General features: G+C 71.9%; 7 protein-coding genes. 6 read left to right on the plus strand and 1 reads right to left on the minus strand.

What is annotated here, in order from left to right:
* The first annotated feature begins 144 nt into the window (after window positions 1-144).
* The 6 genes from ABZ642_RS24810 to ABZ642_RS24835 all read left to right on the plus strand — a co-directional run bounded on the left by ABZ642_RS24810 (window position 145) and on the right by ABZ642_RS24835 (window position 12,710).
* Window positions 145-2,118 (plus strand): discoidin domain-containing protein, encoded by a 1,974-nt coding sequence (locus ABZ642_RS24810; protein ID WP_360488029.1) that lies wholly within the window; start codon window positions 145-147, stop codon window positions 2,116-2,118.
* A gap of 90 nt (window positions 2,119-2,208) precedes the next feature.
* A complete protein-coding gene (locus tag ABZ642_RS24815) occupies window positions 2,209-2,823 on the plus strand; it encodes a class I SAM-dependent methyltransferase (protein ID WP_360488032.1) in 615 nt (204 codons plus the stop codon).
* A gap of 137 nt (window positions 2,824-2,960) precedes the next feature.
* The gene (locus tag ABZ642_RS24820) at window positions 2,961-3,944 is read left to right on the plus strand and encodes a hypothetical protein (RefSeq protein WP_360488035.1); all 984 of its coding nucleotides are present in this window, start codon (window positions 2,961-2,963) and stop codon (window positions 3,942-3,944) included.
* Between the two features lie 85 nt (window positions 3,945-4,029).
* The gene (locus ABZ642_RS24825) at window positions 4,030-5,877 is read left to right on the plus strand and encodes an HSP90 family protein (RefSeq protein WP_360488038.1); all 1,848 of its coding nucleotides are present in this window, start codon (window positions 4,030-4,032) and stop codon (window positions 5,875-5,877) included.
* A 2-nt stretch (window positions 5,878-5,879) separates the two neighbouring features.
* On the plus strand, window positions 5,880-8,813 hold the full coding sequence (locus ABZ642_RS24830; protein ID WP_360488040.1) for a hypothetical protein: 2,934 nt from the start codon (window positions 5,880-5,882) through the stop codon (window positions 8,811-8,813).
* Between the two features lie 573 nt (window positions 8,814-9,386).
* Entirely contained in the window at window positions 9,387-12,710 is a 3,324-nt protein-coding gene (locus ABZ642_RS24835) for a lectin (protein ID WP_360488043.1), read from the plus strand.
* A 78-nt stretch (window positions 12,711-12,788) separates the two neighbouring features.
* On the opposite strand, the gene ABZ642_RS24840 is transcribed toward ABZ642_RS24835, so the two are convergent.
* The gene (locus tag ABZ642_RS24840) at window positions 12,789-14,504 is read right to left on the minus strand and encodes a carbohydrate binding domain-containing protein (protein WP_360488046.1); all 1,716 of its coding nucleotides are present in this window, start codon (window positions 14,502-14,504) and stop codon (window positions 12,789-12,791) included.
* Window positions 14,505-14,593: the final 89 nt, after the last annotated feature.

The following is a 14,593-nucleotide window of genomic DNA, read 5'->3' on the forward strand; positions in this document are numbered from 1 at the left end:
ACACCCCGCAAACACCCGGTGGGCGGGCCGCAACCTCCCCCTTTCCCTTTTCTCCAAAAACCCCCCCCCCCCTGGGGGGCCGGCGGGGCGCCCGCGCCCCGGGCGGCACCGACCACCGAAGGCCACTCGACCAGAGGAGTCCAGATGGGTGTCACACGCAGAGTCTTCTTGAGGGCCGCGATCGCATCCACCGCGGTGGGAACCGTGGGAGCCACCGGCACCGTCCTCGCCCCGACCGCGGCGGCGGCCAGTGCACCGGGCGACGTGGTGGGCAAGGTCACCGTCGGCTACCAGGGCTGGTTCGCCTGCATCGGCGACGGCGCGCCCATCAACGGCTGGTGGCACTGGACCCAGAACTGGGGCCAGTCACCGTCCCCGACCAACACCGGCATCAGCTGCTGGCCCGATGTGCGGGAGTACACCAACACGTACCAGACGTCGTACGCCGCCCTGGGCAACGGCCGGCCCGCCAAACTGTTCTCCTCCTACGACCAGCAGACGGTGGACACCCACTTCCTGTGGATGCAGCAGAACAACATCGACACCGCGGCGCTCCAGCGCTTCAACCCCACCGGCGGCGAGGGCCCCACCCGCGACGCCATGGCGACCAAGGTGCGCGGCGCGGCCGAGTCGCACGGCCGGAAGTTCTACATCATGTACGACGTCTCCAACTGGACGAACATGCAGTCCGAGATCAAGACGGACTGGACCAACAAGATGTCCGCGCACACCGCGTCCTCGGCGTACGCGAAACAGAACGGCAAGCCGGTCGTCTGCGTCTGGGGCTTCGGCTTCAACGACCCCAACCACCCCTTCACCGCCGACGCCTGCCTCGACGTCGTCAACTGGTTCAAGGGCCAGGGCTGTTACGTCATCGGCGGCGTCCCGCGTGAATGGCGCACGGGTACCGGGGGCTCACGGCCCGGCTACCTGGGTGTCTACCACGCCTTCAACATGATCTCGCCGTGGATGGTCGGCGCCATCGGCAACGTGACCGAGGCCGACAACGCCTACACCACCTACACCGTCCCCGACCAGGCCGACTGCAACGCCAACGGCATCGACTACCAGCCCTGCGTCCTGCCCGGCGACGTCTCCGGCCGGCAGCGGGCGCACGGCGACTTCATGTGGCGGCAGTTCTACAACGTGGTGCGGGCCGGGGTGCAGGGCATCTACATCTCGATGTTCGACGAGTACAACGAGGGCAACCAGATCGCCAAGACCGCCGAGACCCAGGACTGGGTGCCCACCGACTCCGGATTCCTCGCCCTCGACGAGGACGGCACCGCCTGCTCCTCCGACTACTACCTGCGCCTGACCGGCGACGGCGGCCGCATGCTCAAGGGCCAGATCGCGCTCACCGCCACCCGTCCCACCCAGCCGACCCTCCCCACCGGCGGCGACACCACACCGCCCGCCGCACCGGGCGGCCTGACCGTCACCGGGCACACCAGCACCTCCGTCGCGCTGGCCTGGAACACGGCGACCGACAACGTCGGCGTGACCGGCTACCGCGTCCTGCAGGTCTCCGGCTCGACCAGCACACAGGTCGGCACCACCGGCGCCACCTCGTTCACCGTCACCGGACTCGGCGCGTCCACCGCGTACACCTTCGACGTCGTCGCCCTCGACGCGGCGGGAAACGTGTCCCAGCCCTCCAACCAGGTCACCGCCACCACCGACCCCCCTTCCGGCACCACCGACCTCGCCCTGCACCGCCCCACCTCGGAGAGCAGCCACACCCAGATCTACGCCTCGGGCAACGCGACCGACGGCGACAGCAACACCTACTGGGAGTCCGCCAACAACGCCTTCCCGCAGTGGATCCAGGTCGATCTGGGCGCCGCCACGGGCGTCAGACGGATCGTCCTCAAGCTTCCCCCGGCAACCGCCTGGGCCACCCGTACCCAGACCCTCTCCGTCCAGGGCAGCACCGACGGCGGCACCTTCGCCCAGCTGCTCGCCTCTGCGGGCTACACCTTCGACCCGGCGACCGGAAACACCGCGACCCTCACGCTCCCCGCCACCGTCACCACCCGCTACGTACGCCTCACCATCACCGCCAACAACGGCTGGCCGGCCGGGCAGGTCTCGGAGTTCCAGGTCTTCGGGGCCTGACGCGAACGTGCACGGCCGCGGAACCGGAGCTTCCCGCCGGCGGTTCAGCCGCGACTTCGATCGGCACACGGTTGACCTACAGTGGGTCGCATGAGCCGTTGGCAGGACCTGACCGGGGGGACGTCCGGGGCGGACTACGCCGCACGGTTCGCGGCCGTGGCCCGCAGCGGGAAGGACGTGCACGGCGAGGCGCGGTTCTGTGCCGCGCTCGTGCCCGCCGGAGCGCGGGTACTGGACGCCGGGTGCGGGACCGGTCGGGTCATGATCCGGCTCGCGGAGCTCGGGTACGACTGCGTCGGAGTGGATCTCGACGCGTCGATGCTCGCGGTGGCGCGGCGGCAGGCGCCCGGACTGCCCTGGTTCCAGGGAGATCTGACCGCATTCGACGCCGGCCTGCTCGGCATCGCGGCGGACTTCGACCTCGTGGTCGCCGCGGGGAACATCTTCCCGTTGCTCGCGCCCGGCACCGAGGCCGCGGTGGTCGAGCGCCTGTCCACGGCCCTGCGCCCCGGCGGCCTGCTGGTCGCCGGCTTCGGCCTGGACGAAGCCCATCTGCCCGTGCCGCCCGGCATCACCCTGCCCGAGTACGACGACTGCTGCGCCGCGGCCGGCCTCACCCTCGTCGACCACTTCGCCACCTGGGACGCCACCCCCTACGACGGCGGCGGCTACGCCGTCAGCGTCCACCGCCGCCGGACACCCTGACCACCCTCGCGCCCGCCGGACGGCCGGCGGGCCCCCCAGGGGCGCGTGAACCACCGGTGGAAACCCTGTGGAAGTGCTGTCGGTGGTGCCGCTTATGCTGCACCCGATGATCACGCGGATCTTGGGGAGGGCGCGGCATGTTCGGCAAGCTGTTCGGCAGAGGCGGGGAGAGACCGGCGGCGGACCCGCACGCCCTTCCCGTGCCGCGCAAGCAGAACGGGGTCTACAAGCTGCAGGCCCTCGGGGACACCCGGGTGATGGCGCTGGTGGTGGCGGCGGAGTCGGGTGATTGGGACGCGGTCAAGATGGCGTCGGCCCGCTTCGACCTCGGCCGTGACCACCAGGTGCTGGGCGAACTGTCCGACGTGGACGGAGTGCAGGACTGGATCGGCCGGGCCGTCGAGGAGGACAAGGAGCACCGCGCGACGGCCCTGCTGATATCCGGCTCGCGCCACATCATCTGGGGCTGGGAAGCGCGCACCTCCGCGCGTGCCTCGGACGTCTCGCGGGATCAGTGGCGCGTCTTCTACGAGCGGCTCCGCATCGCCGAGGAGCACCTGCTCGAAGCCGCCGAGCTGCGGCCCGAGTGGATCACGCCGTGGCGCCGCCTGCTCACCTCCGGCCGTGGCATGTCGCTGGGGACCGCCGTCAACGAGGCCCGGCTCGACGCCGCGCTGCGCCGCGACCCGCTGGACCTGGAGACCCACATCGAGTGGGTGTCGCACCTTCAGCCGCGGTGGCACGGTGAGCCGGGCGAGGCCCTGGAGTTCGCGCGCAAGGCGTTCGCCGACGCCCCCGACGGCCATCGTCTCGGCTGTGTGGTCGCCATGGCCCATATCGAGGACTGGGTGGAGTCGGACGACAAGAACCGCCTCGACACCCCGGAGATCCAGCGGGAGTTGAGCGACGCGGCCAAGCGCAGCATCCTCCACCCCGGCTACCAGCGGCGCCCGGGCTGGCAGGAGGACTTCAACATCTTCGCCATGGCCCTGTCGCTGGCCTCCGAGAGCGTGGTGGCCCCGCGCGTCTACCACGAGCTGGACGGTGCCTTCACCCGGTGGCCCTGGACCTACATGGCGCAACCGGAGAAGGCGTACGCCCGTTTCCGGCGCCACGCCTGAGCCGGCCACCGTCACCGGTGCCTCTCGCACCGCCCGGCACACCGCCCTCTCGCCACCCTTCGACCACCCCACCCCGGACTCCTTGATGACTCTGCCCCACGCCCCCGTGAGCCCGGCCGGCGCCGACCGCACCTTCCAGGTGGATCTGCGCGGCCTCGTCGATCTCCTCTCGCACCACCTCTACTCCAGCCCCCGCGTCTACCTGCGTGAACTCCTGCAGAACGCGGTGGACGCGCTGACCGCTCGGCACGTCCTCGAACCGGCCGCCCCCGCCGACGCGTTCGGCATCCGCCTGTACGCCGACGGTTCGGTGGTCCGGGTGGAGGACGACGGCGTCGGTCTCACCGATGCCGACGTGCACACCTTCCTCGCCACCATCGGCCGCAGCAGCAAGCGTGCCGAGAAGATCGCCGAGCAACGCGCCGATTTCATCGGCCAGTTCGGCATCGGACTGCTCTCCTGCTTCCTGGTCGCGGACGAGATCCACGTCCTGAGCCGGTCCGCCCGCACCCCCGACGCCCCCGCCGTCGAGTGGCGGGGCCGCGGCGACGGCAGCTACTCCGTCCGCGCCCTGCCCGCCTCCGCCCGCCCGCGGCCCGGCACCACCGTCACCCTGACGCCCCGCGCCGACACGGGCGACTGGACCCGGCCGGCCCAGGTGCACGCGCTGGCCCGGCACTTCGGCTCCCTGCTGCGCCACCCGGTGACGTTCGACGACGGCACCGGCGGCCGGGGCGCGTCCGTCAATCCCGAGCCCGCACCCTGGGCGCGCACCTATCCCACCCCGGGAGCACGCGCCCGCGCGCTGGCCGCCTATGGCGAGGAGACCTTCGGGTTCACGCCGCTGGACACCATCGAGCTGGACCTGCCGGCCGTGGGCCTCAAGGGCATCGCCTGCATCATGCCCGACGCGGTACCGGCCGGGCGCCGTCACGGCCATCGCGTGCACGTCAAGGGCATGCTGCTGTCCGAGCAGGCCGAGGAGATCCTGCCCGAGTGGGCGTTCTTCGTCCGCTGCGTCCTCGACGCCGAGAGCCTGCGCCCGACCGCGTCCCGCGAATCCCTGTACGAGGACGACACCCTCGCCGCCGTCCGTGACGCCCTCGCCGAACGGCTGCGCGCCTGGATCGCCCGCACCGCCGCCAGCGACCCCGACCTCCTCGGCCGCTTCCTCCAGGCCCACCACCTGGCCGTGAAGTCCCTCGCCGTGCACGACGACGAGATCCTGCGGATGCTGCTGCCCTGGCTGCCGTTCGAGACCACCGCCGGACACGCCACGCTCGACGAGTTCGCGCGCACCCACCGCACCGTGCTCGTCACCTCCAGCGTCGAGGAGTTCCGGCAGGTCGCGGCGATCGCCTCGGCCGCCGGGCTCGGCGTCGTCAACGGCGGCTACACCTACGACCGTGAACTGGTCCACCGGCTCCCGGAGATCAGGCCCGAGGTCAGCGTCGCCGACCTCGACCCGGCCACGCTCACCGCCCACCTCGACCCGGTCGACCGGGAGACGGAACTCGCCGCCGCGGCCTACCTCGCCCAGGCCCGTGACGCCCTCGCCGTCTTCGACTGCGACGTCGCGCTGCGTACCTTCCAGCCCGCCTCGGCCCCCGCCCTCCTCCTCGACAGCCGCGAGGCCCGGCACGAGCGCACCCGCTCCCAGCTCGCCCGCGAACAGCAGGGCGGGGTGTGGGGCGACATCCTCGGCCACCTGCGTCAGGAGGCCCCGCGGGCCCAGCTGATCCTCAACCAGCTCAACCCGCTGGTCCGCACCGCGGTCACCATCGACGAACCCGACCTGGCCCGCACCAGCGCCGAAGCCCTCTACGGGCAGGCCGCGATGCTGTCCCGGCGCCCGCTCAGGCCCGCCGAGTCGAGCCTCATCAACCGCTCCTTCCTCGACCTCCTCGCCCACGCCCTCCGCAAGGACAGCTGACGATGCCCACCGCACCCCATCCCCAGAACACGGACGAGCTGTACCGGGCGCTCCAGGAGAACGACCGGCGCCCCTACGGCCGTACCCGCACCGTCACGGCCGAGGAACTGGTCGACGCCGCCGAGCAGTTCGCGGAGCCCCGCCCGCTGGTCCACGCGCTCCTCGCACTCCAGAAGGCGTACAACTACGGCTCCGAGCCCCGGAAGTCGCCCGTCGTCTTCGCCCGCGTGCTCACCCTCTTCGACGAGCAGCCCGACGTCTTCGACGAGCCGCTGCGGCACACCCTGTTCTGGCGGTTCAAGTGGGTCGCCGGCGCCCTGCTCGCCCTGCCCGAGATACCCCTGGCCAGCCTGCGCCAGTGGCTGACCGAGATGCGTGACCGGTACGAGAAGGCCGATCTCGGACTCCAGCCCTACTACGGACAGGCGTACCACCTCGCCGCCCACGTCGGCGAGGACACCGACCTGGCCTACGAGCTGTGGGCGGGACGGGCCCGTACCCAGCTCAGCGACTGCGAGGCCTGCGAGATCTGCGAGCGCGCCCTGCACCACCTCGCGGCCGGCGACGACGAACGGGCGCTGCGCACCTGGGAGCCCGTCCTGGCCGGGAAGGAGTCCTGCCAGGAGGAACCCGCCCGCTCCGTCTCCTACGCGCTGCTTCCCCTGCTGCGCACCGGCGGCGCCGACCGGGCCCGCGAGCTGCACCTGGCCGGCTACCGCGCCTGCCGCCGCAACCCCTCGATGTCCGGCGAGGTCGGCCGGCACCTGGAGTTCTGCGCGCTGACCGGCAACGAGGCACGCGGCCTGGAACTCCTCGCGGAGAACCGGAACCTGTTCGACGACGTCGACTCGCCGCTGGACCTGCTCGCCTTCCTCACCGGCGTCGAGGTCCTCCTCCAGCGCGTAGAACTCCTCGGCCACGGCGACCTGCCCGCCGCCGGATACGCGGGCCGCGGCTGGACGGTGGCCGGCCTGCGCGCCGAGGTCCGCGGCCGGGCCGACGACCTCGCCGCCCGTTTCGACGCCCGCAACGCGACCACGGCCCACGCCGACCGGCGCCGGGCCCGGCTCGACCGCGCTCCCCTCCTGGACGCGCTGGAGCTGACCCTGCGCACCCGCGGCCTCGACGACGTGGCCCCGGCCGCCGTGCCCGCCGCCCGCCCGGCCGCCACCGCCGTCCCCGAGTCGCTGCCCGAACTCATCATCCGGGCACGGGAGCTGGAAGAGCAGGGACATCCGGACACGGTGGTCTGCTGGGCGCGGCTGCGCACCCTCGTCGCCGACCCCGGCTACACCCACCCCGACGACCCGGCCGTGGGTCCGCTCGCACAGCTGCGCGCGGACCTGCTGGCCGACGAGGCGGGCCGGGTGGGCCAGAAGGACGATTTCCACCAGGCGGCCGCCCTGTGGGAGGCGGCCGCGAGCCTGTACGACGAGGCCGGAGCGCCGGGTCACGCGGCGCTCGCCCGTGCCTGCGCCGTGCTCCCCACGGGGGACATCCCCGCGGAGGGTGGCGACGGACCCGAGGCGAAGGCCGCCGCGCTGACCGCCGCTCACGAGGCTCTCGTCCGGCTGCACGAGGAGACGACCGGCTTCGCCCCGTACCAGGAGGCCCGGGTGCTGCGGCTGCGGGCGAGCGCGCTCGGCCTGCGGCTGCAGACGACGAGGGACGAGGAGCACATCGCGCCGGTCCTCGCCGAGGTGGACCTGCTGCTCGCCTTCGCCACCCGGCACGAGATCGCCGGACAGGTCTCCGGCGCCCGCCTGCTGCGGGCCACCACGCGCGCCCTCACCGGCGACCTGCCCGCCGCGGTCACCGAGGTCGACGCCCTCCTCGACCGGCTGGCCGCGGACGGCCCCGCCTGGCACCTGCCCCGCACGCTCGGCCTGCGCGGCCGGCTCCGGCTCGGCCTCAGGGACGCGCAGGCCGCGCACACGGACCTGACCGAGGGCCTGCGGCTGGCCGCCGACTGGCCGTCCGACTCCACCGACACGGCACGCCTGCACGGTGACCTGGCCCAGGCCTGCATGCGTCTGGGCCGGCCCGACGAGACGCTGCGGCACCTGACGCGCTCCGCGGAGCTGGAACTGCGCCACGGCAGCCGGACGGAGGCGTTCTGCACCTACAGCAACGTGGCCCAGCTCAGCCTCGAACTCGGCCGCGTCGAGGACTGCATCGCGCTGCTCGACTCCCTCCTGGCCGAACCGGACGTCGCCGCCGGCGAGGTGGACGACCGTCTCGTCGCCCAGCTGCGCCTGTACCGGGCCCGCGCGCTGCACGCGGGGGAGGACCTCAAGGCCGCCACGGCGGAGTTCGCCGCCCTCGCGGCCGAGTCGGCCGGCTGGGACGACGACCCCGCGAGCCACGCCGCGATCGCCGCGGAGACCGCCGTACTGCTCGCCGAGTCCGGCGAGTTCGGCCGCGCCCGCGAGGCCGCTGACCAGGCCCTCGCCGCCCACGCCCGGGCCCCGCGCTACGAGCAGCTCAGCGGCAGCCTGCGCGAGATCGCCCGCCTCCAGGCCCAGCGGCAGGGTGCCGAGGGGCTGGCCGACGCCCTCGCCCTCCTCGCCGACGCGGGCAGGCTCGCCGACGAGGCCCGGGCCGCGGAGTACGAGGCCCGGGACCGCTCCCTGGACAGTGCCCTCGCCTACGAACACGGGCGGGTCAACGCCTACGCCGGCGAATACGAGACCGCCCTGGCCGCCCTGGACAGGGCCCTCACCCTGCTCGGCGAACCGGGACCCGACGACGACCACGCCGGCGAGTGGGCCGAGTGCGTCCGTCTCGCGTCCGTCGTCGAGGGCCTCTACCTGGAGCGCCCCGCCCCCGCCCTCACCCGCCTCGACGCCGCGGTCTCCCGCCTCACCGCCCTGGACCGGACCGAGGAGACGGAGTCGCTGACCTCCCTGGCGGCCCAGTTGCGCGACGAGGGGTGAGGACGAGGGGGAAAGGGCACCGCCCTTTCCCCCTCGTCCCCGGCGCACCCACCGTGGCCTGGGGCTCGGCCGGCCCGCCCGACGCTCCGGAGGTGCTGCCGCCGCTCCGGCCGAGGCTCGCCCCCGCCGGAAGAGGGGCCTTTGCCGAGAGGCCGTAACTCTCGCAAGGAATCGCACGGTTCGGCGCGGCTCCCGGTCTCTCCCGGGCCGGTGGCGGGCGCGCGTCCGCGACGCCACCGACCCGCGTGGACGGGCCGGCGGGGGCCTCGGTCGCCGGGGTCCGGCAGGCGGGCGCCCATGAACTTCGCACTCAGAAAGTCTTGTTGGCCTCGTTGACACGCCACAAGCACAGGCGTTTCACTCGACACTCGTGCATGGCAACGTTGTCAGGCCGTGGGAGCGACCCGAACCGTTGCCTGTCGCCGGCATTCCGGTGTTTTTCGGCGCGCCGACACCTGATGTGCGAAGCACGAACTGCTGCGGAGGCAACCGATGGTGAGACCCCGACGTCCAGCTGCACCAGCCGACCGAGCCAGATTCCGCCGACGCCTCGTCGCGGTGTGCGTCCTGGGCATGGCAGCGCTGCCGCTCCAGGCGGTCGGAAGCGCCCAGGCCGCGGGCAACGCGACACCGCCCCTCGTGAAGGACCCCGCGTCCCTCGTCAACCCCCTCATCGGCACCTCCGGTGCGGTGGACACCTTCCCCGGCCCCGACATGCCGGCCGGCATGGTGCAGTGGGGCCCCGACACCACCCCCCACCGCCCGGACGGCGGCGGCTACGAGTACGCCGACAGCAAGATCTCCGGCTTCAGCCTCACCCATGTCTCCGGGCCCGGCTGCCCCGTCGCGGGCGACCTGCCCGTCCTGCCGGTGACCGGTGCGCTCTCCGGCGACCTCGGCAACACCTCCGTCGGCTTCGGCCACGCCGACGAACAGGCCGGCATCGGGTACTACCGGGTCACCGATGCCCACGGGGTCAAGACCGAACTGACCGACACCACCCGCGCGGGGCTGGGCACCTTCACCTTCCCGTCGGACCAGCAGGCGAACCTGCTGTTCAAGCTCAGCGGGGGCGCCACCCAGGTGGACGGAACCCGTGTCCAGGTGGTGAACAGCAAGGAGATCAGCGGCGCGGTCGACAGCGGGCACTTCTGCGGCGCGAGCAACCGGTACACGCTGCACTTCGACATCAAGTTCGACCGGCCGTTCACCGCGAGCGGCACCTGGGTCGGCTCCACCATCACCCCCGACGCCACGTCGCTGAAGGCGGGCAAGGTCAGCCGGGCCCCGCAGGCGTCCAAGTCGGCGCCGCTGAAGGAGAAGCACTTCACCGTCCCGGCGAAGCCGGCCCCGACGATCCACGGGAGCGGTGCCAAGTCCTCCGGGGCGGCCTCCCTGGCGCCGAGCGCCAGTGCCGCGTCCCGGTTGTCGAAGACCGCCAAGGCCGCCCAGCCTCCCACGACCGGTGCGAACGGCATGTACCTGACCTTCGACACCTCGTCGAACCCCAAGGTGACGGCAAAGGTCGGTATCTCGTACACGAGTGACGCGAACGCGTCGGCCAACCTCGGCGCCGAGATCGGGAACTGGAACGTCGGCGCCGTCGAGCGGGCCAACCACGACGCCTGGAACACGGTGCTGAAGAACATCCAGGTCGGCGGCGGATCAACCGACCAGCAGACGCAGTTCTACACCGCGCTCTACCACGCCCTGCTGCACCCGAACGTCTTCTCCGACGTCAACGGCCAGTACATGGGCATGGACAACCAGGTCCACAAGCTGGCCAAGGGACAGAAAGCCCAGTACGCCACCTATTCGGGCTGGGACACCTACCGCTCCCAGACCCAGCTGATGGCGATGGTCGAGCCCAAGGTCGCCTCCGACGTCGTCACCTCGATGCTCAACGGCTACGACCAGACCGGCCTGCTGCCCAAGTGGGCCTCGAACAACGGCGAGAGCTACGTGATGGTCGGTGACCCGGCCGCCGGTATCATCGCCGACGCGTACGCCTTCGGCGCGACCGACTTCGACACGGACAAGGCCCTCGCGGCCCTCCAGCACGAGGCCACCGTCCCGAACAACGACCGCCCCGGCGAGTCGGTGCGGGACGCGAAGGGTTACCTCCCACTGGACGAGAGCTACGGCTGCTGCAACTTCTACGGCCCGGTCTCCACCCAGCTGGAGTACGACTCCGCCGACTACGCGCTCGCCGCCTTCGCCAAGTCGCTGGGCAGGACGTCCGTCTACGAGAAGTTCGCCACCCGCGCCCAGGACTGGATGAACGTCTTCAACCCGCAGACCGGCTACCTCCAGGCCAAGAACAAGGACGGCCAGTTCGCGACCGGTTTCACCCCCGGCACCTCCAACGGCTTCGTGGAAGGCACCTCGGCGCAGTACACGCCCATGGTCCCCTTCAACCTGAAGCAGCTCATCCAGGCCCGCGGCGGCACCAAGGCCTACTCGTCCTACCTGGACAGCCTGCTCGACGACATCACCCGGCCGGGCAACACCGACGCCGACCTCAGCAACGAGCCCAGCGTGGAGATCCCCTGGGAGTACGACTACACCGGCGAGCCGTGGAAGACCCAGGCGGCCGTCCGTGACGCCCAGCAGAACCTGTACTTCAACGCCCCGGTCGGCTCGTTCGGCAACGACGACCTCGGCGCCATGAGCTCCTGGTACGTCTGGTCCGAGCTGGGCCTGTACCCGGAGACCCCGGGCGCGGACACCCTGGTGCTCGGCAGCCCGGTGTTCCCGGCGGCCCAGGTGACCGTCGGCGGGAAGACCGTGCGCATCAACGCCCCGCAGGCCGCGACCGACGCGCCGTACGTGCAGTCCCTCGACGTCAAGGGCAAGGCATGGAACGCCTCCTGGCTGACGTACCGGCAGTTCAAGGGCGCGGGCACCATGGACTTCACGCTCGGTACCGCACCCGACACCTCCTGGGCGTCCGGCCCGTCGGTGGTGCCGCCGTCGGACACCACGGGCGGCGGCCGGGTACTGGCGGCGACCGGTCCCAGCAACGGTCTGGTCCTCCAGCCGGGCACGAGCGACGACGCCACCCTCGACCTGACCAACCTCGGCGGCAAGGCCGTCACGGTCGACTGGACGGCGACGGCGCCCGCCGGCGTCACCCTGGACACCGCGTCCGGCTCACTGACCGTGCCCGCCTCGGGTAGCGCCGAGGCGAAGGTCCACGTCACCGCGGGCCCGGACGAGGGCACGTTCCCGGTCACCTTCACCCTGGCCGACCACGACACCGGCGCGGCACTGTCCGGGGCGGCCCTCCGGGTCGCCGTGGCCAAGGCCGGCGCACTGTGGCCGTACGACACCAACGAGGGCATCTACCCCGACGGCAGCAGCTACTCGGGCGGTTTCGACGGCGGCGGCTGGGCCTTCTCGCAGAACGCGCTGTCGGCGGCCGGTGTCACCAGTGGCTCCACCCTCACGGTCGACGGTGTCTCCTACACCTGGCCGACGGCGAAGTCCGGACAGCCCGACAACCTGGAGATGGCCGGCCAGACCATCCCCATGCCGGCCGGTACCTCGGGCGCGTCGCTGGGTCTGCTGGGCGCGGCGGTCAACGCGCCGACCGACGGCAGCGGGGTCTCGGGCACGCTGACCGTCACCTACACCGACGGCACCACCTCGCGGGCGACGGTCGGCTTCTCGGACTGGACGCTCAACGGCGGGCCGAGCAAGCCGCTGCCGGGTGACACGACGGCCGTCAGCACGGCCTACCGGAACACCGGGGGCGGCGGCCGGGACAACGTGAAGACCTATGTCTTCGCCACGAAGGTCCCGCTGGACCCGTCCAAGCAGGTCGCGTCGGTCACGCTGCCGGTGACCGGCTCGACGGGCACCGACCACCTGTTCGCCTACGGCTTCGGCCGGTAGGAGCACCTCGGCACCGACGAGCAGGGGCGGTTCCCGGACGCACGTCCGGGAACCGCCCCTGCTGCGCGCGGACTTCGCTCAGGCGAGGCTGAAGTCGTCGGCGTTCACGGCTGCCTGGCCGTACCAGCCGTGGACGTAGACGGTGACCGTTCCGCTGCTGCCGGTGGTGAAGCTGACCTTGAGCTGGTTCCAGCTCGTGCCGTTCGACCAGGTGCTCGCGGTGGCACCGCCGCTGACACCGACGTAGGCGTACGGGCCCTGCACCCAACCGGAGAGCGTGTAGGTGTGGTTGGGGGAGAGGGTGACGGTCTGGTCGCATTCGCCGGTGCCGCTGGAGCTCGGCGTGACCTGGAGGCTGTGGCTGCCGCTGTGGACCGGGCTGGAGACGACCGTGCTGCCACCGGTGCAGGTCCAGGGGCTCGGACTGCCGGTCTCGAAGCCGGCGTTGGTCAGGGAGCCCCCGCCGCCGCCTCCGCCGCCGGAAGAGGTGACCGTGAGCGTGTAGGTCGCGCTGTGGCTGCCGCTCGCGGCGGTGCCGGTGACGGTGATCGGGTAGCTGCCCGCGGCCACCGAGGAGCCGACCGTCGCGGTCAGCGTCGAACTGCCCCCGGAGGTCACGGAACCCGGGCTGAAGGAGACGCCGACCCCGGAGGGCGCGCCGGACGCGGAGAGAGCGACGGACTCGGCGCTGCCGGAGGTGACGGCGGTGGAGACGGTCGCGGTCGCGGAACCTCCCTGGGCGGCCGACGCGGAGCCGGGCGACAGGGCCAGCGAGAAGTCGGTGGTGGTGCCTCCGCCGCCGCCCGAACTGCCCTCGTAGGGCACGAACGCGTCGGTGAAGGCGAGCGGGTTCTGGCTGATCTCACTGCACGTGGACAGTGAGTTGGCGCTGCCGCTGCACGGCTGGTCGCGGTTGGCCGACCAGAACGCCAGCCGCCCGACGCCGTTCTGCGCGGCGAAGCTCTCCACCGTCTGGGCGTCGGCCAGGGTGAAGGTGGACCCGTCGTCGTTCTTGCCGATCATCGGGGTGATGCCGAGGTTGGCGTAGCTGTAGCCGGAGTCGACGGACTGCATCTGCGCCAGCGTGGCGCGGGCCGCGGAGAGGGCGGCCTGGCCCATCTCGGTGCCGGTGCCGGCGTAGTAGTCCATGGTCATGATGTTGACGACGTCGATCTTGACGCCGGCGTTCTTGGCGGCCTTGAGGATGTTGACGCCGTCGCCGGTCAGCCCGCTCGTCAGCACCGGCAGGGTCATGGAGAACTGGAGGCCCGGGTTGGACGCCTTGAGGTCCTTCATCGCCTGCATCTGACGGGCCGTGGCCGCGGTGTCGGCCACGGCGGCGCCCTCGACGTCGAAGTCGAGCTGGGTGACGCCGTAGTCGTTGACGAGGGCCTGGTAGCCGGCGTCGATGCTGCTCTGGTTCGAGCACGTCCACGCGAGCGGCTCGCCGCTCGCCCCGCCGGAGGAGATGATCACGGAGGCGCCCTCGGACTTGGCCCTGGCGATCTCCGGGTCGGTGTAGGAGTCGTTGCCGATGGGGAGTGTGTCGCCCCAGATCTGGTTGCAGCCCACGCCGAGGACGAAGGCCGCCGTGTAGGCCTTGAGGTGGTGGCCGGTGATGGCGGTGTCGAGCAGGCCTTCCTGACCGTTCGACATGTCGACGTAGGGAGCCACGGAGTAGACGCTGCCCGCCGCGGCGTTGCCGGCGGGGGCCAGTGCGACGGCGGCGCCGGTGGCCGTGAGGGCCAGGGCGCACGCGGAAGCCGCGAGTCTTGCCAGTCTTGCCAGGTGCATGACAGATCCCCTTTCGGGGTGCCCAAGGAGGGCGGAGGGGTGGGGGAGGGGCCGGGATGGGTATTGGTACATACCAAACTCCCCGAGGT

The organism is Streptomyces sp. NPDC007157 (genome assembly GCF_040634235.1).
Classification (GTDB): domain Bacteria; phylum Actinomycetota; class Actinomycetes; order Streptomycetales; family Streptomycetaceae; genus Streptomyces.

Coding starts and splice junctions, on each gene's coding strand:
- ABZ642_RS24825 (WP_360488038.1), top strand. CDS start 4,030: ATGACTCTGCCCCACGCCCCCGTGAGCCCGGCCGGCGCCGACCGCACC.
- ABZ642_RS24835 (WP_360488043.1), top strand. CDS start 9,387: ATGGCAGCGCTGCCGCTCCAGGCGGTCGGAAGCGCCCAGGCCGCGGGC.
- ABZ642_RS24815 (WP_360488032.1), top strand. CDS start 2,209: ATGAGCCGTTGGCAGGACCTGACCGGGGGGACGTCCGGGGCGGACTAC.
- ABZ642_RS24840 (WP_360488046.1), bottom strand. CDS start 14,504: ATGCACCTGGCAAGACTGGCAAGACTCGCGGCTTCCGCGTGCGCCCTG.
- ABZ642_RS24810 (WP_360488029.1), top strand. CDS start 145: ATGGGTGTCACACGCAGAGTCTTCTTGAGGGCCGCGATCGCATCCACC.
- ABZ642_RS24830 (WP_360488040.1), top strand. CDS start 5,880: ATGCCCACCGCACCCCATCCCCAGAACACGGACGAGCTGTACCGGGCG.
- ABZ642_RS24820 (WP_360488035.1), top strand. CDS start 2,961: ATGTTCGGCAAGCTGTTCGGCAGAGGCGGGGAGAGACCGGCGGCGGAC.